Source organism: Pseudomonas sp. M20, assembly GCF_045037865.1.
Classification (GTDB): domain Bacteria; phylum Pseudomonadota; class Gammaproteobacteria; order Pseudomonadales; family Pseudomonadaceae; genus Aquipseudomonas.
The window spans coordinates 5,621,063-5,639,443 of the sequence record NZ_CP173611.1 but is presented as its reverse complement, the minus strand read 5'-3'; the positions used below and the strand labels follow the sequence as shown (position 1 = coordinate 5,639,443).

17 protein-coding genes are annotated in these 18,381 nt (G+C 58.9%); 4 read left to right on the top strand and 13 right to left on the bottom strand.

The window, feature by feature from the left end:
• Positions 1-6 precede the first annotated feature (6 nt).
• Together ACI514_RS24945 and ACI514_RS24940 are read right to left on the bottom strand one after the other, a co-directional pair.
• Positions 7-600, bottom strand: coding sequence for a hypothetical protein (locus ACI514_RS24945; RefSeq protein WP_405122577.1), 594 nt, complete (start codon positions 598-600; stop codon positions 7-9).
• On the bottom strand, positions 566-1,306 hold the full coding sequence (locus tag ACI514_RS24940) for an SURF1 family protein (RefSeq protein WP_405122576.1): 741 nt from the start codon (positions 1,304-1,306) through the stop codon (positions 566-568). Before ACI514_RS24940 ends, ACI514_RS24945 begins: the two co-directional genes overlap by 35 nt.
• A 71-nt stretch (positions 1,307-1,377) precedes the next feature.
• On the opposite strand from ACI514_RS24940, the gene ACI514_RS24935 reads away from it, so the two are divergent.
• Entirely contained in the window at positions 1,378-1,581 is a 204-nt protein-coding gene (locus tag ACI514_RS24935; protein WP_102902573.1) for a twin transmembrane helix small protein, read from the top strand.
• Between the two features lie 102 nt (positions 1,582-1,683).
• On the opposite strand, the gene ACI514_RS24930 is transcribed toward ACI514_RS24935, so the two are convergent.
• From ACI514_RS24930 to coxB, 4 genes are all read right to left on the bottom strand, one after another.
• Entirely contained in the window at positions 1,684-2,571 is an 888-nt protein-coding gene (locus ACI514_RS24930; RefSeq protein ID WP_405122575.1) for a cytochrome c oxidase subunit 3, read from the bottom strand.
• A 25-nt stretch (positions 2,572-2,596) separates the two neighbouring features.
• On the bottom strand, positions 2,597-3,148 hold the full coding sequence (locus ACI514_RS24925; protein WP_007911727.1) for a cytochrome c oxidase assembly protein: 552 nt from the start codon (positions 3,146-3,148) through the stop codon (positions 2,597-2,599).
• A 126-nt stretch (positions 3,149-3,274) separates the two neighbouring features.
• The gene (gene ctaD / locus ACI514_RS24920) at positions 3,275-4,861 is read right to left on the bottom strand and encodes a cytochrome c oxidase subunit I (RefSeq protein WP_008081194.1); all 1,587 of its coding nucleotides are present in this window, start codon (positions 4,859-4,861) and stop codon (positions 3,275-3,277) included.
• Positions 4,862-4,943: 82 nt separating this feature from the next.
• Positions 4,944-6,071, bottom strand: coding sequence for a cytochrome c oxidase subunit II (coxB, locus tag ACI514_RS24915; RefSeq protein ID WP_405122574.1), 1,128 nt, complete (start codon positions 6,069-6,071; stop codon positions 4,944-4,946).
• A gap of 369 nt (positions 6,072-6,440) precedes the next feature.
• On the opposite strand from coxB, the gene ACI514_RS24910 reads away from it, so the two are divergent.
• Positions 6,441-7,091, top strand: a complete 651-nt coding sequence (locus ACI514_RS24910) for a hypothetical protein (RefSeq protein ID WP_095049530.1) — start codon at positions 6,441-6,443, stop codon at positions 7,089-7,091.
• Positions 7,092-7,214: 123 nt separating this feature from the next.
• Here the strand turns inward: ACI514_RS24910 and ACI514_RS24905 are convergent, their stop codons facing one another.
• The 3 genes from ACI514_RS24905 to ACI514_RS24895 all read right to left on the bottom strand — a co-directional run bounded on the left by ACI514_RS24905 (position 7,215) and on the right by ACI514_RS24895 (position 10,856).
• Positions 7,215-8,741, bottom strand: a complete 1,527-nt coding sequence (locus tag ACI514_RS24905) for a SulP family inorganic anion transporter (protein WP_405122573.1) — start codon at positions 8,739-8,741, stop codon at positions 7,215-7,217.
• A gap of 90 nt (positions 8,742-8,831) precedes the next feature.
• On the bottom strand, positions 8,832-9,560 hold the full coding sequence (locus ACI514_RS24900; RefSeq protein WP_007911720.1) for a carbonic anhydrase: 729 nt from the start codon (positions 9,558-9,560) through the stop codon (positions 8,832-8,834).
• A 237-nt stretch (positions 9,561-9,797) separates the two neighbouring features.
• Positions 9,798-10,856, bottom strand: a complete 1,059-nt coding sequence (locus ACI514_RS24895; RefSeq protein WP_405122572.1) for a PA0069 family radical SAM protein — start codon at positions 10,854-10,856, stop codon at positions 9,798-9,800.
• A 221-nt stretch (positions 10,857-11,077) separates the two neighbouring features.
• Between ACI514_RS24895 and ACI514_RS24890 the strand changes: the two genes are divergently transcribed.
• Positions 11,078-11,380 (top strand): hypothetical protein, encoded by a 303-nt coding sequence (locus ACI514_RS24890; protein WP_405122571.1) that lies wholly within the window; start codon positions 11,078-11,080, stop codon positions 11,378-11,380.
• A gap of 69 nt (positions 11,381-11,449) precedes the next feature.
• On the opposite strand, the gene ACI514_RS24885 is transcribed toward ACI514_RS24890, so the two are convergent.
• Genes ACI514_RS24885 through ACI514_RS24875 form a run of 3 tightly spaced genes read right to left on the bottom strand, consistent with a single transcriptional unit; the run spans position 11,450 to position 15,297 of the window.
• A complete protein-coding gene (locus ACI514_RS24885) occupies positions 11,450-12,751 on the bottom strand; it encodes a c-type cytochrome (RefSeq protein WP_405122570.1) in 1,302 nt (433 codons plus the stop codon).
• 12 nt (positions 12,752-12,763) lie between these two features.
• Positions 12,764-14,548, bottom strand: coding sequence for a GMC family oxidoreductase (locus ACI514_RS24880; protein ID WP_405122569.1), 1,785 nt, complete (start codon positions 14,546-14,548; stop codon positions 12,764-12,766).
• 2 nt (positions 14,549-14,550) lie between these two features.
• Positions 14,551-15,297, bottom strand: coding sequence for a gluconate 2-dehydrogenase subunit 3 family protein (locus tag ACI514_RS24875; RefSeq protein WP_405122568.1), 747 nt, complete (start codon positions 15,295-15,297; stop codon positions 14,551-14,553).
• Between the two features lie 303 nt (positions 15,298-15,600).
• Between ACI514_RS24875 and ACI514_RS24870 the strand changes: the two genes are divergently transcribed.
• Positions 15,601-16,245, top strand: coding sequence for a dual specificity protein phosphatase family protein (locus ACI514_RS24870; RefSeq protein ID WP_160054544.1), 645 nt, complete (start codon positions 15,601-15,603; stop codon positions 16,243-16,245).
• Positions 16,246-16,249: 4 nt separating this feature from the next.
• On the opposite strand, the gene ACI514_RS24865 is transcribed toward ACI514_RS24870, so the two are convergent.
• A complete protein-coding gene (locus ACI514_RS24865; protein ID WP_405122567.1) occupies positions 16,250-18,274 on the bottom strand; it encodes a M3 family metallopeptidase in 2,025 nt (674 codons plus the stop codon).
• Positions 18,275-18,381 lie beyond the last annotated feature (107 nt).

Genomic DNA, 18,381 nt, shown 5'->3' with positions numbered 1-18,381 from the left:
ATGCCCTTATCCGATGTTCGACAGTTTCAGCAGGTGCCGCAGGTCGTTGAGCAGATCCTTGCCTTTTACATTCGGCTCGTAACGCAGTACGAGATTGCCGTGAGGGTCGATGATCCACAGTTGCGGCGTTGCTTTGTCGCCGGTTGTCTTGCTGAACACACCGGCGTCCAGCGGGTAGCGTTGCAGTTGCGGATATTCGCGGGTCAGCTTGGCGTCGTAATCAGCGCTCACCGGTTGCGCAGCAGCAAGGGCGTGGCTTGCGCGGCCGGCATCGCGACCGAGGCCGATCTGGATCTGCCGCGCCAGATACACCAGTTGCTGGCAGTCCACCGCGCATTCTTTCGGTGCGGTGACCAGTATCTGCCAGCGCTCTTCCTCCGCTTGCACGCCGAGGTCGGCGCGGGTCTGGCCGTTGCCGATCAGTTCGCCGTGATAGCTGCGACCTTCTGGCACCCAGAACTGCAATTTGTACATGCCGGTGGCGAGCACCATCGGCCCGATCACGCCAAGCACAATCAGCAATAACTGAATGCGCCCGCGACGACGGGTGGCGGCAGGCTTCGCCTCAGACATGCTGGGTGGATTCATGGCCGTTCCCATGGTGGTTCTCCTTTGCGTTGTGCAAGCCCAAATAGACGTAGAGGCCGAGCAGGGCGGTGGCCATGGCGAACCACTGCACGGCGTAACCGAGGTGTTTTTCCGGGCCCATGGCGACCACCGGCCAATCGGCCTCGTAGCTGGCCGGGCCGGATTCGGCGCGTAATTCGTAGGTGAAGCCGTCGCGCTCAAGGGTTTTCCACAGCTTGACGGGTTCGACGGCAGTGATGGTTTGCGGCCAGGTGCTGCTGACCGGGTCGGCGTGCAACTGAAAAGTGGCGCCAGGGGCGACGTAGACCCAGGCATCGACATTCAACGCTTCACTGGGCGTAGTGAATTGTGGCGGCACGCGGCGATCCGGCCACGGCAGCCAGCCGCGATTGACCAGCAGCCACAATCCGGTGCGTTGATCCTGAAAGGGTTGCAGCAACTCGACGCCGACCTTGCCGTTACGCTGGCGGTTATCCAGCAGCAAACTGTGCGCGGCATCGAACTGGCCGTGCAGATGCACGCGGCGATAGGCCGGATCGGCGCTGTTCAGCAACTCAGTGCTGGCCATCGGATCGGCCGCACGACGTTCGGCGTAACTGGCGAGCAGGGCGGTTTTCTCGGCACCACGGCTCAATTGCCAGAAGCCTAATGACACCAGCAGCGGCAGCAACAATGCCACCACCACGGTCGGTATCACGCCCGGGCGAAAACGCTTCATGGCTGCGCCACAAAGTCAGTCGTTGCGCTCGCTATACTCAATTGCATCGCCTGTCCCCCGGAGTTCTTCCCATGCTCAAAACAGCGATCGTCCTGATGCTGATTGCCACGGTGATCAGCCTGTTCAGCGGCCTGTTTTTCCTGGTCAAGGACGACAGCAGCTCGAATCGCCTGGTCATCGCCTTGAGTGTTCGGGTGGCATTGGCCGCTGCCACCGTCGGCTTGATTGCCTGGGGCTTTTACAGCGGCCAACTGGTGTCCCACGTGACGTGGTAGACACTCGCTGCAAGTGGCAAGCGGCAAGCTACAAGTTAAAAGCCTTACCGTTTTGCCTTGAAGCTTGCAGCTCGCAGCTTTTGTTGTGGCTTGCAGCTGTTGTTAGAGCACATAAACGAAGATAAACAGGCCGATCCACACCACGTCGACGAAGTGCCAATACCAGCTCGCCGCTTCGAAACCGAACTGATGTTCGTTGTCGAAATGGCCCTTCATGATGCGCATCAGCATCACAAACAGAATGATCGTGCCGATGGTTACGTGGGCGCCGTGGAACCCGGTGAGCATGAAGAACGTCGCGCCATAAATGCCCGAACCCAAGGTCAGGCCCAGTTCGTGATAGGCGTGAATGTATTCCTCAGCCTGGAAACCGAGAAACGCGCAGCCGAGCAGCACGGTGATCGCCAGCCAGATTTTCAGTACGCCGCGATGGCCCTTCTTCAAGGCATGGTGGGCGATGGTGATGGTCACGCTGGAGCTGACCAGCAGAATCGTATTGATCAGCGGCAGGCCCCACGGGCTGATGACGTCCTTGGGCGGCGGGAACAGTTTCGGGTCCGGCGTGTGCAGCAGCGGCCAGGTGAACTGGAAGTTCGGCCAGAGCATATGGGCGAGGCCTTTCGTTCCTTCGCCACCGAGCGCCGGCCCGGAGACGTGGCGCACGTAGAACAGCGCGCCGAAGAAGGCGACGAAGAACATCACCTCGGAGAAGATGAACCAACTCATGCCCCAGCGAAACGAGCGATCCAGCTGCGCGCTGTAAAGGCCCGCGCGGCTTTCCTTGATCACCGCCCCGAACCAGCCGAACAGCATGTACGCCAGCAACAGGCTGCCGACGAAAAAGATGTACGGGCCGTGGGATTCCGGCCGCGTCGCCTTCAGATCGTTGAACCAGACGGCCAGGCCGTAAACGGTGATGGCCATGCCGAAGGTGGCGATGATCGGCCATTTGCTCTGGGCCGGAACGTAATAGTGCTCATGAGTTGCCATTTATTGTTCTCCTTATCGGGCACGCTCAACCGCCAGTGTTTACAGCCACCGGCGGATGTCGGGCGGTGATATCGAACAGCGTGTAGGACAGCGTCAGGTGCTTCACATCCTTGGGCATGTCGCGGTCAACAATGAAACGCACCGGCATCTCGATCTGCTGACCGGGCTGCAGCACCTGCTGGGTAAAACAAAAGCATTCGGTCTTGTGGAAATACGCCGCCGCATTGCTCGGCGCGATACTCGGCACCGCTTGCGCACTCATCGGTTTGTCGGTGGGATTGCGCGCGATGAAGATCATCTCGTTGACCGCGCCGGGGTTGGCGGTGAGTTCGTCATGCTTGGGATAAAAGTCCCACGGCATATCGACGTTGTTGGTCGAGAGAAACTGCACGCGCACCTGGCGCGAAGTGTCGACCACTTGCTCACCCTCGTACTGTCCACCGGTCTTGCCATTGATGCCGAAGGCTTTGCACATCACATCGTAGATCGGCACCAGGGCAAAACCGAAGACAAACATCGCCACCACCACCCCGAGCAGGCGGGTGACCAGTTTTTTCAGCGAGATCGAGTCAGCCATGGTTCATGCCTCTCACCAGATCCCTTGTGGAAGCGAGCTTGCTCGCGAAGCAGACAACTCGGTGCACCAGATGAACCGCGTCATCGTTCTTCGCGAGCAGGCTCGCTCCCACAGGGAGATCTGTGTTCATTTCACTTCCGGCGGTGTGGTGAAGGTGTGATAAGGCGCCGGTGACGGCACGCTCCACTCCAGACCTTCCGCACCATCCCAAGGCTTGGCCGGTGCTGGCGGGCCGCCGCGAATGGTCTTGATGACGATGAACAAGAAGAAAATCTGCGTCGCGCCAAACATGAACGCGCCAATCGAGGAGACCATGTTGAAGTCGGCGAACTGCAGGTTGTAGTCCGGAATCCGCCGAGGCATCCCCGCAAGACCGACGAAGTGCATCGGGAAGAAGGTCAGGTTCATGCCGACAAACGACAGCCAGAAATGCAGCTTGCCGAGGGTTTCGTCGTACATGTGGCCGGTCCATTTCGGCAGCCAGTAGTAGGTCGAAGCGAAGATGCCGAAGATCGCCCCCGGCACCAGCACGTAGTGGAAGTGCGCGACCACAAAGTAGGTGTCCTGGTACTGGAAGTCCGCCGGGGCGATCGCCAGCATCAATCCGGAGAAACCGCCGATGGAGAACAGGATCACGAACGCCACGGCGAAAAGCATCGGCGTCTCGAAGGTCAGCGAGCCTTGCCACATGGTGCTGGCCCAGTTGAACACCTTCACCCCGGTCGGCACCGCGATCAGCAGCGTGGCGTACATGAAGAACAGCTCGCCCACCAGCGGAATGCCGACCACGAACATGTGGTGCGCCCAGACAATGAACGACAGGAAGGCGATGCTCGCCGTCGCGTAGACCATCGAGGTATAGCCGAACAGCGGCTTGCGCGAGAAGGTCGGGATGATCGAGCTGACGGCGCCGAAGGCCGGCAGGATCATGATGTACACCTCGGGATGCCCGAAGAACCAGAACACATGCTGGAACAACACCGGGTCACCGCCACCGGCTGCACTGAAGAAACTGGTGCCGAAGTGGATGTCCATCAGCATCATCGTCACGCACCCGGCCAGCACCGGCATCACCGCAATCAGCAGGAACGCGGTGATCAGCCAGGTCCAGACGAACAGCGGCATTTTCATCAGGGTCATGCCGGGGGCGCGCAGGTTGAGGATGGTCGCGACCACGTTGATCGCGCCCATGATCGAACTGATGCCCATCAAGTGGATGGCGAAGATAAAGAAGGTCACGCTTTCCGGTGCATACGTCGTCGACAGCGGCGCATAGAACGTCCAGCCGAAGTTCGGCCCGCCACCGGGGGTGAACAGGGTCGACACGAGGATCAGGAACGCCGCCGGCAGCAGCCAGAAGCTGAAGTTGTTCATCCGCGGCAGGGCCATGTCCGGCGCGCCGATCATCAACGGGATCATCCAGTTGGCGAGGCCGACGAAGGCCGGCATCACCGCACCGAAGACCATCACCAGACCGTGCATGGTGGTCATCTGGTTGAAGAACGCCGGTTCGACGATCTGCAGCCCTGGTTGGAACAGTTCGGCGCGAATCACCATCGCGAACGTACCGCCGAGCAGGAACATGCAGAACGCAAACCACAGGTACAGCGTGCCGATGTCCTTGTGGTTGGTGGTCAGCACCCAGCGCATCAGGCCTTTGGCGGGGCCGTGGGCGTGGTCGGCATGACCGTGGTCATCGATGACAGCGCTCATGGCCGGTCTCCTTTACGTGAGTGAATGAGGCAGGCCGGGGCGCGTTGCCCCGACCGGTTCACGAGGTACGCGATAGACCGGCTCATTTGCTTTCCGCCTGTTTCAGCTCCAGCACTTCTTTTGGCGTGACCATGTCGCCCTTGTTGTTGCCCCAGGCGTTACGTTCGTAGGTCACGACCGCTGCGATATCGACTTCCGACAGCTGCTTGCCGAACGCCGCCATGGCGGTGCCGGGCTTGCCGTGGAAGACAATGCTCAAGTGATCCTTGATCGGGCCAGTGGCAATTTTCGAGCCCTTGAGCGCCGGGAACATCGGCGGCAGGCCTTGGCCTTCGGCCTGGTGACAGGCAACGCAGGTGGTGTGATAAACCTTGTCGCCACGTTCCTTGAGTTCCTCGAGGGTCCATTCCTTGCTGGTCAGCTCTTTAAGCTGCGCGGCTTCGGCTTTGCGCTCGGCGAGCCACTTGTCGTAGTCGGCCTTCTCTTTGACCTCGACCACGATCGGCATGAAGCCATGGTCCTTGCCGCACAGTTCGGCGCACTGGCCACGGTAAATGCCGGGCTTGTCGATGCGCGTCCACGCCTCGTTGACGAATCCCGGGATCGCATCGCGTTTCACCGCGAAGGCCGGCACCCACCACGAGTGAATAACGTCGGCCGAGGTCACGAGGAAACGCACCTTGGCGCCAGTCGGCAGCACCAGCGGCTTGTCGACCTCGAGCAAGTAATGCTCGCCCTTGGTTTCCTTGTTGTGGATCTGCTCGGCGGGGGTGGCCAGGTTGCTGAAGAACTCGACGTCCTGGCCCAGGTATTTGTAGTGCCACTTCCACTGATAACCGGTGATCTGGATATCGATATCCGGCTCACTGGTGTCGTACATCTTGATCAAGGTGGCGGTCGCCGGTACGGCCATCGCCACCAGAATCAGGAACGGTACGACGGTCCAGAGAATTTCGACGGTAGTGCTTTCGTGGAATTTTGCGGCGACCTGCCCGGTAGAACGGCGGTGCACCATCATCGACCAGAACATGGCGCCGAAGACGATGATCCCGATCACCACACAGATCCAGAAAATGGTCATGTGCAGGTCGAATACTGCGTGACTGATTTCAGTCGCTCCAGGCGCCATATTTACAGTCCAGGCAGCGTGTGCCGGACTGAAAATCGACCACAACAGGAGGCCCATCCAGACGTGTGGATGTCGCATCATTGCGGGTTCCCCTTATCGTTCTTGTTATCCCGCCGGCTTTCGCCTGCGGCAAGGGAGCGGCTGCATCAGACTACGAACTTGAATCGCCGGGCCTTGCTGCGGGTGCAGTCGGGCGTCATCAGCTAACTCCATTCAATGGCGAGTATAGACAGCGACGGGAAATTGCAATGTGCGCACGTAAATCAGCTGAAACAGCTGGCACTTGCGTTCAAGGGCACGAATGGAGAAGGATGCAGACGAGTGGTGGCAAACCGATATAACGCAGGTGCATCAAGGATGAAATAATTATGACAAATGCGTCTTAGCATTTTTCGTAAGCCAGCTAAGTTATGTCTTCCCTATTTCATTGCCTTGTTTCCTGGAGTTTTCATGAACACCGCCGCATTGCGCGAGCAGATCCAAAAAGCCCAACAACACGAAAAAGAAACCGGCCTGCTGACCCGTCAGCTGGAAAGCAAGCTGCCTCATTTACACCCGGCGATCCAATTGCCGGAAGCCGACGCCAACGGTGTGCTGACGCGTTTTGTCGCCGCCTACATTGATGAAGTGCCAGACCTGCTGGATGCAGCCAATGAAGTTGCCAGGGAAGCGGGAATCGAATCGCAGATCAAACCGGTGCTGAAAATCGCCGAGCAGTATTTCCTCCAGCCGCCAGCCATCATGGCCGGGCACGTTGGCCTGGACAGCCTGCTCGACGAAGCCTATCTGGCGCACCGTTTTGTTGAAGAGGTCAACGACCTGTACATCAAGCATTTCGGCCAGCCACTGATCCCCTTGGACATGACGGTCGCTAACTTGATTGCTCACCAATTGATCGGCGAGGAATTTGCCAACCAACTGGACGAAGCGGTGCATCACGCCATCGACGAGATGCTCAACGACGAGAGTTTTGCCTTGGAGTCGGTAGAAGCCTACCGCGGCAAACTCAGCAGCCCGGACACCGGCGCCGCGTGGAAACGCTGGCCATGCATGAGCCGACGCCTGGGTGTGGGCCTGGAGCTGGACCAGCCTGCTGCCTGAGTTCACACGATCCAATGTAGGAGCTGCCGCAGGCTGCGATCTTTTGATCTTGATTGTTAAAAACAACATCAAAAGATCGCAGCCTGCGGCAGCTCCTACAGGGGTTGAGTTCAACCAGCAAATTTAGCCGGCCGCACCGATACCGGTAGTGGTTCGAATCCGTCCCTCAAGCCTGCGCTTCAACCCTCGCGACTCGATCAACAGCTTCGAGCCCTTCGCCGCATTCGCCCGGCCCCACTCTTCCAGCAACTCCAGACACGAATGGTCGATGTAGCTCAGGTTATTGAGCGGCACATGCACCGTCGTCCCCTGGGGAATGCTGCCCAGCACTTGCGTCAGCGCCGGCACCTTGAGGAAGGTCGCCGCACCGACCAGACGCAATTCCATCTCACCCTCCTGCGGCAGATCGATCAGGCTGATCTTCAATCGCGAAGCCTTGAACGCCAGTTTCAACATCGTCAGACCGAAACCGATCAACACGCCCGTCAGCAGGTCAGTGAAGATGATCGCCAGCGCCGTCGCCGCGTAGGTGAACATCGGCATGCGCCCATAACGTCCCAGGCCTCGAAACGCTTTGAGATCGACCAGTTTGAACCCGGTATAGACCAGCACACCGGCCAGGCTCGCCACCGGAATGCTTTGCAGCACACTCGACAGCAACAGCACGAACGCCAGCAGCCACAGACCATGGAAGATCGTCGAGTAACGCGTGGTCGCGCCGGCCTGGACGTTGGCCGAACTGCGCACGATCACCCCGGTCATCGGCAGCGCGCCGAGCAGACCGCAGAGCATGTTGCCGACACCTTGCGCCGACAGTTCGCGGTCGAAATCCGAACGCACGCCGCTGTGCATGCGATCCACCGCAGCGGCGGACAGCAACGTTTCGGCACTGGCGATGAAGGCCACCGCGAACGCGGCGATCAGCAGCGTCGGATCAGCCAGGCTGAGCAAGTCCGCCGGTTTCAGCCAATCGATGGCTTCGGCCAGATTCGCCGGCACCTCGACGCGTTTGACTTGCAGGGCCAGCAACAGACTTGCCCCGGTCGCCAGCCCGACACCGAGCAATGCCCCAGGAACGAAGCGCAACGAATGTGGGCGAAACTTCTCCCACAGCCACATCACCGCGATGGTCGACAGCCCGAGCAACCCGGCCTGCCAGCCAAACGACGGCAAGGCCTGCGCCACCGCCGCCGGAAACGCCGTAAGGTTATCCAGCCCCGAAGGTTTCGGCGACGCATCAAGCATCACATGCACCTGCGACAGCACGATCAAGACGCCAATCCCCGCCAGCATCCCGTACACCACCGCTGGCGCCGTGACCCGAAACCAGCAACCGAGCTTCAAGCGCCCGGCGACCAGTTGCAGGAAACCGGCGAGCAGCAGAATCGGCCCGAGCATCTCGATGCCGTGCTGGCGCACCAGTTCGAACACCAACACCGCCAGACCCGCCGCCGGCCCGCTGACCTGCAACGGCGAACCCGCCAGCCAACCGACCACCAGACCGCCGATGATCCCAGTGATCAAACCCTTGGCCGGTGGCAACCCTGACGCAATCGCGATACCCATGCACAGCGGCAACGCGACCAGAAACACAACCACTGAAGCGAGCAACTCCCGTGGCAACACCGCTTTCAATTGAGCCGCACGCATAGCGATTCTCCCGAAGTTTTCTTCAGGCATGGCTTCGCCGAACCGCTGAAACAGCGGCCGGCGTCAAACCACACAGATTTTTAGGAAGATTTAGAAGCGCGCTTTGGGCGTCGCCACCGGAATCGGATGGCTACCGTCGAGCGGCAGGAAACGTCCCTGATCCGCGTCGTAAGCTTTGATTTCGCTGGTTTCGATGTCGTAGACCCAGCCATGGATGAACAAATGACCGTTCGCCATGCGCGAGGCTACCGAAGGATGGGTACGCAAGTGCTGCAGTTGGGCGATGACGTTTTCCTCGGTGAGGATCGGCATGCTTTCTTTTTCGTCGGCGCAGTTACAGTTTTCATGCACCATGGTTTTCGCGACTTCAGCGTGGCGCAGCCAGGCTTTCACTGTCGGCATTTTTTCCAGGCTGTCCGGATTGAGCACCGCACGCATGGCGCCGCAATCGGAGTGGCCGCAGATGATGATGTGCTGCACGCCGAGCGCCAGTACCGCGTATTCGATCGCGGTGGAAACGCCGCCGTTCATCTGCCCGTAAGGCGGCACGACGTTGCCGACGTTACGGGTCACGAACAGATCGCCGGGCGAGCTGTGGGTAATCAGCTCGGGGACGATGCGCGAGTCGGCGCAGGTGATGAACATCGCCTTGGGCGCTTGGGCCGTGGCGAGTTTCTTGAAGAGTTCTTCCTGCTGTGGGAAGACCTCATGATGAAAATGCAAAAAGCCGTCTACGATCTGTCGCAGCGCTGCATCGGCGGATTCCGCTTCAGGGGTTTGCGCCGACGCAGCCAACGGCTGTTTATCCTTGTCACTCATGATTCATCCTCTTTGGCGGATTAGGGGAGTCATTCCCATGTATTCCGGTATGAAGCCAGTGGCTGTTTAAACATCCGGGTCATCCCGACCCGTCAGTCACTCGATGAACAAGGTAGCCGCCGAAACTTAACTCAAACTGAATCAAACGCTCTAGAACGTGTGTTCCAGGTCACAAAAAACGTGACTGGGTGATTTCGGCGGAAGGATTCCAACCCCTCAACCATAGGCCAATTGTCGCTAAATCAACGACATCTGGCGACCCGGCGGACAGAAGACCGTGCAATCGAGGTTATAGCCCTCGCGATGATTCAAGCCAAGACGCTTGATCGCTTTGGCAAACCGCTGCGCGAGCAGATCGGCGAACACCCCTTCACCGCGCATGCGTGCACCAAAACGGCTGTCGTAGAGTTCGCCGCCACGGCTCTGGCGGATCAGGCTCAGCACGTGCGCGGCGCGTTGCGGGTAGTGCGACTGAAGCCATTCCTCGAACAGCGGCGCCACTTCCAGCGGCAGACGCAACATCATGTACGCAGCACTTTGCGCACCGGCGGCGTGGGCTTCGTTGAGCAGATTTTCGATTTCACTGTCATTGATCATTGGAATCATCGGTGAACACAGCACACCAACGGGAATGCCTGCTTCGCGCATCACCCGGATCGCGCGCAATCGTGCCTTGGGTGCAGCGGCGCGCGGTTCGAGGATGCGTTTGAGTTCGTCGTCCAGCGTGGTCAGGCTGATCATTACGGCCACTAGCCGTTGCTGCGCCAGTTCGGTGAGCAGGTCGAGGTCGCGCAGAATCAGCGAGCCTTTGGTGATGATGGTCACCGGGTGCTTATAGCGCAGCAGCACTTCGAGGGTCTGGCGGGTGATTTTGTGTTCACGCTCGATCGGCTGATACGGGTCGGTGTTGGAACCCAGGTTGATCGGCGCACATTGATAGCCTTTCTTTCCGAGCTGTTCTTCCAGCACTTGGGCGGCGTTGGTCTTGGCGATCAGTTTCGTTTCGAAATCCAGCCCGGGTGACATGTCCCAATAGGCGTGGCTGGGCCGTGCGTAGCAATAGATGCAGCCATGCTCGCAGCCTCGATAGGGATTGATGGAACGGTCGAACGGCAAGTCTGGTGAAGTGTTACGGGTGATGATGGTTTTTGCGGTTTCGATCATCACCTCGGTGCCTTGCGTCAGCGGCACTTCCTGATACCAGCCGTCATCCTCCGCCACCGAGCGGTTCGGCGCGAAGCGGTTGTGCGGGTTACTGGCGGTTCCGCGACCGCGGGGCGGGAGAGGGTTGATCATTGGGCGGGCTCCTGATCTGTATATACATACAGTACCTGAGCGCGCCCGGTGTGATCCAGTACCGTTCAGCGATGGGATATGCGCTGACTGGCAAAGTTTATATATAAGTGCAAAGTACAATCCGAGATACATATGTCCCGTTGTCGCGCCAAGTTATCGAATATAGTCTTGGCCACTTCCATTGGCATTTGTCCGGTAACTAAATTAAAAGGATTTAATTCATGTCTTATCTCAATCAGCGTGGCGTCTTTATGCAAATGATGCTGCCCAATGCATCGGAGCCCAATACCATTGTTTCGATGCAACTTGCGCGCAAGGAACTGGGCTGGAACGCCGAGCAGGAGCTGCCCACCGAGACTCTGGTTGACTCGGACTACGTGGTGGCAGTGTCCAGCGACCGTGGCATAACGTTCACTGTTCGCACCAACAAGAACGATGTGGACGGTGATGGTGATATTGATAACGACGACAAGGCGAAGCTGATTGCATTGGCCAAGGCTTATGTAAGTATCGTTAATCCGTAAGATTGGAACTTGTTGCGATATCTGTCATTAAAAAACCCTGCATGAATGGTTCATGCAGGGTTTTTGTTTTTAATGATGATCGGTGACTTGGCCAAGATCATCAGTGGACGTAGTTTTCATATCGTCGCTGCGTAAACCCGCAACTTCTTTGGCGCTGACCGGCGCACCTTTATTACCCCAACTGCCGCGGATGAAGCTCACCACATCCGCCACTTCCTGATCCGACAGACGCCAGGCGAAGCCCGGCATGGTGAAGGTCGACGGCGCCGTGTGTGTCGCCGGCAACGTACCGCCCTTGAGCACGATGTGAATCAACGAAGTCGGGTCTTCCGATTGCAGCACCGGATTACCCGCCAGCGCCGGGAACACCCGGGTATAACCGTGGCCATCGGTGCGGTGGCACGCGGCGCAGTTGTCGATGTACACCGCAGCGCCACGCTGACTGTCATCACCGTTCCACAGCGCCTTGGCGGCTTTTTCATCGTACTGATGCGGTTGATCGTTCGGATCAGTGGCCGGCAACGACTTGAGGTAGCGGGCAATCGCCGTCAGATCGGCATCCGTCATGTATTGCATGCTGTGGGTGACCACATCGCTCATGCCGCCGAACACGGCGCTGCGATCGCTACGCCCGGTCTTGAGGAACTGCACCAGTTGCTCTTCGCTCCAGCTACCGAGGCCATCCTTGTGATCACCACGCAGACTTTTGGCGATCCAGCCTTCCAGCGGCGCACTGCCGGCGAGGAAGTTTTTGCCATCGGCCGCGCTCAGGGATTTTTCCTGCATGGTCAGGGCGCGCGGCGTATGGCAGGCACCGCAATGACCGAGGCCTTCGACCAGATACGCACCACGATCGATCACCGGGTCGGTACTCGTCGCTTTGTAGTCCTCGACCTTCGGCGCAAACATCCAGCGCCAGCCCATCAACGGCCAACGCATGCTCAACGGCCACGGAATGTCGCTGGCCTTGTTTTCCTGCGCCACCGGTTCTACGCCGTGCATGAAGTACGCGTACAACGCTTGCATGTCGGTTTCGCTGACACGCGCGTAGGACGGATACGGCATCGCCGGGTACAACGTACTGCCGTTTTTGGCGACGCCATGCCGCACGGCCTGATCGAAGTCCTCGAAGCTGTATTCACCGACGCCGGTTTTGTCCGGGGTGATGTTGGTCGAGTAGATCGTGCCGATCGGGGTTTCCATCGGCAGGCCACCGGCGAACGTTTTGCCGCCCTTGGCGGTGTGGCAGGCCACGCAGTCACCGGCGCGGGCGAGGTATTCGCCCTGTTTGATCAGACTTTGATCAACTTCAGCCGCATGAATTGCGGCACTGCCGAGCAGCGCCAGGGTCGCGATAACAAGATTTTTCATGGTCATCGCTCCTTAAGCCTGAACCAGCGGGCCGGGGTTTTTCAGGTACTGCTCGCGGATCGCCTTCGCCGACCAGTAGGTCAGTGCCGCAACCAGCCCGGTCGGGTTGTAACCCAGGCCTTGCGGGAACGCCGAGGCGCCCGGAACGAAGACGTTGTGCACGTCCCAGCTCTGTAGGTAGCGGTTCAGCGCGCTCTTCTTCGGATCGGTGCCCATGATCGCGCCACCGTTAAGGTGGGTGGTCTGGTACGACGCGGTGTTGAAGTGGTCGCCGACTTTCTTGCCGATCACCGCAATGGCTTTCGGGCCCATCGCTTCGGCGACCTTGCCCATTTTCTCGACCATGAAACGGTTCATCTTGATGTCGTTTTCCTGCCAGTCGAAGGTCATCCGCAGCAGCGGCAAACCATAGGCATCGCGGTACACCGGATCGAGATCGAGGTAGTTGCCACGGTAGGACTGATGCGCGCCGTGGGCGTCCATCGACACCTGGTGGGTGTAGTAATCGGCGGTCGCGCGTTTCCAGGCACTGCCCCACGCCGGTGTGCCCGGCGGGTTCGAAGTGCCGGCAATCGGCCGGCTGCCAGCCTGGTTGACCCACATCGGCGAGCCGCCGACGAAGCCGTGCGGGCCGTGGTCGAAGTTGTCGGCGTTGAAGTCATCCAGCGCCACGCCGTTGCCGCCGGCGCCAATGAAGTTGTTGGTGTGGGTGTCCTTGTCGAAGAACGCCTTGATGGTCGCCATGTTCTGGTAGGCAAAGTTACGCCCGACCACGCCTTCGCCAGTCTTCGGGTCGTACGGTTTGCCGATGCCGGAGAGCAGCATCAGACGCACGTTGTGCAACTGGAACGCGCCGAGAATCACCAGATCCGCCGGTTGCTCGATCTCGCGACCCTGTCCGTCGATGTAGGTCACGCCGGTGGCTTTGGATTTGCTGCTGTCGAGATTGACCCGCAACACATGCGAGTTGGGCCGCAGCTCGAAATTCGGCAGCGGCTTGAGCGCCGGCAGAATGTTCACGTTCGGCGAGGCTTTGGAATACATGTAGCAGACATAGCCGCTGCAGAAACCGCAGAAGTTGCACGGGCCCATTTGCGCGCCGTAAGGGTTGGTGTACGGCCCTGACGTATTCGCGGACGGCAGGTTGTAGGGCTTGTAACCGACTTCAGTCGCTGCTTTGCCGAACAGCTGTGCGGAGACTGTGTTTTTCTGCGCTTCCAGCGGGAACGGGTTGGAGCGATCCGGCGCGTACGGGTTGCCGCCCTTGCCCTGACCGACCAATTGGCCTTTCACCGTCCAGGCCTGGCCCGAGGTGCCGAAGACTTTTTCGGCGAAATCGAAGAACGGCTCCAGTTCTTCATAGCTGACGCCGAAGTCCTGGATGGTCATGTCCTTGGGGATAAAGCTTTTGCCGTAGCGCTCTTCGTAGTGGCTACGCATGCGCAACTCGATCGGATCGACCCGGAAGTGCACGCCCGACCAGTGCAGTCCGGCGCCGCCAACACCATTGCCCGGCAGAAACGCGCCCAACTGGCGGTTCGGCAGGGCGATGTCGTTGACGCTGTGGCGAATGGTGACGGTTTCCTTGGAGATGTCCTGAAAGAGTTTTTTACGCACGCTGTAGGTGAGTTCGTCGATCACCTGCGGATAGTTGCCGTCCGGGTAGGTGTCCTGCATCGGCCCGCGCTCCAGCGCCAGCACGTTGAGACCCGCTTCGGTCAGCTCTTTGGCCATGATCGCGCCGGTCCAGCCGAAGCCCACGATTACTGCGTCAACCTTCTTCATTACCGTTGCCATGCTTACGCCCTCTCGCCGCGAATCGAAACTGCCGGGAAGGGGTATTGCTCGTTACGTTCCACCCAATCCATGAAATCGGCGCGGGCGCCGGGGAAGCCGATCATGGTCCAGCCGACCATGCCTTTGTTGCCACCGTGGATCGGGTCGCAGAAGAACCCCTCCTTGGTGTTTTGCAGCAGCAGATTGAAGAAAATCTTCGCCGGAACCGCGTCGAACTGCGCTTTGCCGGTTTCAAGTTGCTTGAGCAAATCGTCTCGGGTAGCGCTGTCTTGCTCAGCAAATACTTTACCGTTGAGGGATTTTGCCCACTGATCCGTGGCGGCGATGCCGAGGCGATAGATCTCTTTGGGCACCAGTTTGCTCTGCCAGCCCATTTCCGGAGCGGCGTCGGCGTTGAACGGGCCTTGCATGTACCACAGCGCACCGGCGGCGTACGGCGTGTTCATCTGCCGGTCGATGTATTCCGGCACGCCGGCTTCGAGCGCGCCCGGGCCTTGGGCATCGTTGGGGATCAGCTGTGCGACGGCGGCATTGATGAACGCCCATTCTTCGGCGGTGAAATAGCTCGGCTGATACACGCTGGCATTAGCGCGAACCGGTTGCGGCGCGGGCGCAGCTGGTTTGGCTTCAGGCGCTGCTTGCAAGACGCTGCTGCCCAGACCGGTGCCAGCCAGGGTGACCACCGGAATCAGGGTCAGGGATTTGCGTAAGAATTCACGCCGCGGGTTGTCTCGACTTTCATCAGACATGGGGTGCACCTCATCAGGCATTAGGGGACAGCCGCTTCTGCGAGCGGCTTGAGGAGTTTTCGTCGCGACGTGACGGTATGACCCGGAAAATGGGGACTCGTCTGCAACATCGTGTGACAAATGGTAGCAGGCTAAGCTTCGGGATGAATCGATTCAGTGGAAAAAAACAGCGGTTTTCCGCATGCCAGTGCATGAAACCGTGCGGATTCACGATTCTTTGACAAGCGCCTCACAGGGCTTTGACCGCTCAACATCGAAGCTGCCGTTCCTCTCACCGATGAACCCCGACACGGTTACCCCAGCATGTCCCGAGTGCGTTTTTTTTCCGCTTTGTGCTTATCGCTATTGGTGCTGTTGCCCTGGATGCCTGCCCAGGCTGCGGCAACTGCGACAGTTCGTCCTGCTGATTGGGCGCAACCGGTCGAAGTGCAATACAACCTGTTCCAGATGTCGCCGACGCTCTATCGCAGCGCCTTGCCCGATGGCGGTGCGGTGCCGTTGCTGAAGAATCTGAAAGTCGCCACGGTGATCAACTTCCTTCCGGAAGCGGACAGTAATTGGTTGTCCGAGCCCGGCATCAATCAGGTGCAACTGCCGTATCGCACCAATCACGTTGACGACGCCGATGTGCTCAAGACCCTGCGGGCGATTCAGTCTGCCGAAGCCAGCGGTCCGGTATTGATGCATTGCAAACACGGCTCCGACCGCACCGGCCTGATGGCGGCGATGTACCGTGTGGTGGTGCAGGGCTGGAGCAAAGAGGATGCCTTGAGCGAGATGACTCAGGGCGGTTTTGGTGAGAGCGGGCACTTCCGCGATAGCGTGCGCTACGTGATGCAGGCCGATGTCGACAAGCTGCGCACGGCGCTGGCCAATGGCGATTGCAGTACCAGTGCTTTCGCCACCTGTTCGATGAAAAGCTGGTTCAAGTCCGCCCACGTCGAGTGATCGGTCAGTCCGGTTGCGCTGCCAGATCAGCGGCGACCGGCTGGCCCATAAAGGTTTCCAGCGCGCTGAACAGCGAAGTCGAATCACCAGAGAAGAACGCTTCACGCAGTTCCCGGCCGGTTTGCACATTGAAGACCCCATCGCGCTCAAAGCGCTTGAACGCTTCGCTGGCCAGTACGCCTGACCATTTGTAGGCGTAGACCGAGGCTTCGTAACCGGTCACCAGATAATCGAAACTGTTGGCAAGGCGGCAATACGCGGGCAATTGTAGCTGCGGTATTTGTTGTAGCACCGCTTGGAAGCACTGTTGCGCGTTTCGGCCGTTTTCTTCGCTGCGGTGCAATTCCAGATCGAATAAAGCCTCAAGCAGCAACGTAGCGGTATCGCGACTGGTGTGCGTGGCGATGGCGGCCAGCGCTGACGTTAGCCGTGTGCGGCTTAGTGGCGCACGGGTTTTGTAGTGTACTGACAGCCACTGAAGCAGCTCCTCTGAAAGACTTAATTGTTCGAACAGTTGCCCGGCGAACTCGCCCGTATCACGCCCCAGTTGCGAGATACCCGACAGGTTGTGATGGGGCGAACGGGTCAGCACCTGTTGCAGGCAATGCCCGAACTCATGGAAAAGCACGCGCAGGTCTTTATGTGAAAGTAGGCAGGGATGCTCGCTGGTCGCGGACGGGAAGTTGCAGTGGAGGATGGCGATCGGCAGGGCTGGCCGGCCCTCGGCATTGATGCGTCGGTTGCGCACAGTATTGGTCAAGGCAAAGTCAGGGGCGTCCTCGCGATGAAACGGATCAACGTAGATGTACCCCATCACCTGATCGTATTCGCTGACCTCCAACAGGCGCACATCCTCGTGCCAATGGCTGAGGTCTTGCTGCTCTGCCAGTTTGATACCGAACAGGTGTTCATTGAACTGGCAGAACCGGCGCAGCGTTTCATCCAGCGGAAAATACTCGCGAAGTCCTTTCAGTGTGCTCGCCGAGCGTTGCTGGCGTAATTGCTCAGCAAAAAACTCGAAATCCCAGGCCTGCAGTTCTGCGACACCTTGCGTTGCGGCGAATGCTTGCAGCGCCTGTATGTCCTGCTCCAGTGCGGCGCGATTGTGCTCGATCTGCTGTTTTAGAAAATGTTCGACCTGAGCGGGCGAGTTGGCCATGTGATTTGAAAGCCGCAGATGGGCAAAGCTCTCGAAACCCAGCAAACTGGCTTTTTCATGGCGTAACCCGAGTAACTTTTGCAAGACCGGACCGTTGTCGAACTGAAGAGCCTGCGGTCCTTGATCCGAGGCCCGGGTGCAATAAGCGCGGAAATACTCTTCGCGCAAACTCCGGTCTCGCGCATTTTTCATGAAGTATTCGTAAGTGTTGCGATCCAGCGTCAGCAACCAACCGCTTTTTCCCGTTCGACGCGCATTCAGCGCCAGTCGATCCTTGAGCGCGGCTGACAAGCCGTCGAGCGTCGCCGCCTGGTCAATCTGCTTGCTCCAGGCGGCATTGCTGCGCTCCAGATTGATCTGGAACAATTGCTCCTGAAGCTCGATGTCGAGGTTTATTGCGGTTAACCGCTGTCGCTGATCGGCGGGCAATTCGATGCCCGACCGACGAAAAGCGCGCAGTGTCTTGGCCAGCGACGCTTTGCGAAAGTCATCAAAGCTGTCGGCGATCGGGCTCTGCTGCAGACGTTGATACGTGTGATAAAGCTCCAGGTTCGCAGCCTTCTGCACCCGATAGCGAGCCGCAGTAATGCTGCACAGGGCGCTTTGCTCTATCCAGTCGATGTCCGTGGTTTTGACGGTCGAGAGCACTTCAATGATGCCCATGGTTTCAGCGAGCCGTGCGTCGGCTTCGGCGACGGCCACCACCAGATCATCCCAATTGGGGTGGTCGGTCTGGGTGGCGATCACTTCGGCGATGATCCGCTGATTATCGGCCACGATGGCATTGATGGCGGGTGCCAGGTGCTCGGCCTTCACGTCGGACCAGGCCGGCAGCTGCCAGCGTTGTAGCAGGGGATTGGTAGGGGGCATCGCGTCTTCCTTGACCGCAGGTTGAAAAAAATCAGCCTACGGAGAAAGCGCAAGGGCAAGGCATTAGATAGATACCACCTCGCACCGCTGATTCGGTGCGAGGCAGT

What these genes read in the sequence shown, in the direction of transcription:
- ACI514_RS24945 (WP_405122577.1), bottom strand. Translation starts at nt 600, where the DNA reads ATGGGAACGGCCATGAATCCACCCAGCATGTCTGAGGCGAAGCCTGCC.
- ACI514_RS24940 (WP_405122576.1), bottom strand. Translation starts at nt 1,306, where the DNA reads ATGAAGCGTTTTCGCCCGGGCGTGATACCGACCGTGGTGGTGGCATTG.
- ACI514_RS24935 (WP_102902573.1), top strand. Translation starts at nt 1,378, where the DNA reads ATGCTCAAAACAGCGATCGTCCTGATGCTGATTGCCACGGTGATCAGC.
- ACI514_RS24930 (WP_405122575.1), bottom strand. Translation starts at nt 2,571, where the DNA reads ATGGCAACTCATGAGCACTATTACGTTCCGGCCCAGAGCAAATGGCCG.
- ACI514_RS24925 (WP_007911727.1), bottom strand. Translation starts at nt 3,148, where the DNA reads ATGGCTGACTCGATCTCGCTGAAAAAACTGGTCACCCGCCTGCTCGGG.
- ctaD (WP_008081194.1), bottom strand. Translation starts at nt 4,861, where the DNA reads ATGAGCGCTGTCATCGATGACCACGGTCATGCCGACCACGCCCACGGC.
- coxB (WP_405122574.1), bottom strand. Translation starts at nt 6,071, where the DNA reads ATGATGCGACATCCACACGTCTGGATGGGCCTCCTGTTGTGGTCGATT.
- ACI514_RS24910 (WP_095049530.1), top strand. Translation starts at nt 6,441, where the DNA reads ATGAACACCGCCGCATTGCGCGAGCAGATCCAAAAAGCCCAACAACAC.
- ACI514_RS24905 (WP_405122573.1), bottom strand. Translation starts at nt 8,741, where the DNA reads ATGCGTGCGGCTCAATTGAAAGCGGTGTTGCCACGGGAGTTGCTCGCT.
- ACI514_RS24900 (WP_007911720.1), bottom strand. Translation starts at nt 9,560, where the DNA reads ATGAGTGACAAGGATAAACAGCCGTTGGCTGCGTCGGCGCAAACCCCT.
- ACI514_RS24895 (WP_405122572.1), bottom strand. Translation starts at nt 10,856, where the DNA reads ATGATCAACCCTCTCCCGCCCCGCGGTCGCGGAACCGCCAGTAACCCG.
- ACI514_RS24890 (WP_405122571.1), top strand. Translation starts at nt 11,078, where the DNA reads ATGTCTTATCTCAATCAGCGTGGCGTCTTTATGCAAATGATGCTGCCC.
- ACI514_RS24885 (WP_405122570.1), bottom strand. Translation starts at nt 12,751, where the DNA reads ATGAAAAATCTTGTTATCGCGACCCTGGCGCTGCTCGGCAGTGCCGCA.
- ACI514_RS24880 (WP_405122569.1), bottom strand. Translation starts at nt 14,548, where the DNA reads ATGGCAACGGTAATGAAGAAGGTTGACGCAGTAATCGTGGGCTTCGGC.
- ACI514_RS24875 (WP_405122568.1), bottom strand. Translation starts at nt 15,297, where the DNA reads ATGTCTGATGAAAGTCGAGACAACCCGCGGCGTGAATTCTTACGCAAA.
- ACI514_RS24870 (WP_160054544.1), top strand. Translation starts at nt 15,601, where the DNA reads ATGTCCCGAGTGCGTTTTTTTTCCGCTTTGTGCTTATCGCTATTGGTG.
- ACI514_RS24865 (WP_405122567.1), bottom strand. Translation starts at nt 18,274, where the DNA reads ATGCCCCCTACCAATCCCCTGCTACAACGCTGGCAGCTGCCGGCCTGG.